At 31.1% G+C, this 454-nt stretch carries 1 protein-coding gene; it reads left to right on the top strand.

Annotation, left to right across the window (positions count from 1 at the left end):
* Positions 1-207: hypothetical protein (locus tag D7V88_RS42235; RefSeq protein WP_120546007.1), on the top strand; the 207-nt coding region annotated here is incomplete at its 5' end.
* Positions 208-454 lie beyond the last annotated feature (247 nt).

Here is a 454-nt window from a genome sequence, read left to right as displayed (position 1 = left end):
CTATCAGATAGCCTTTTAAGAGATATTAAAGTATTAAGTTCTAATGCTAAAGGCGACGCTGACATACTAGAAACAGAACTTCGTGCTGTAATAAACTCAATGTCTCAAAACGAAGGTAAATCTGTTGATGCACTTAAAAATAGTACCGCTTCTCTAAAAAACAATCTAACCAAATTAAAAGAGCAACTCGACAAAACTACACATTAATTTCATACATTTTGAGTGAACAGAATTATATTTCCATAGCAAACATTCCTCAACTACACATACGTTACATAATTGATTCATTTTTATAGAAACGGGTAAAAATGATAAAGTAATCATCTTTCACAAAAAATCAAATATTGGGAGGAATTAAATATGATTTTGCGTTACGCAACGAATTTAAAACTTGCGAAAGAGCTATACCAAACCAGTAAACCTAAATTGCAAGAAGATAAGGGTATGATTGAAC

The sequence above is a fragment of the Corallococcus terminator genome, assembly GCF_003611635.1.
Lineage (GTDB): Bacteria > Myxococcota > Myxococcia > Myxococcales > Myxococcaceae > Corallococcus > Corallococcus terminator.
Note: the sequence above shows the minus strand (reverse complement) of the source record. Positions and strands in the feature narration are given on the sequence as shown.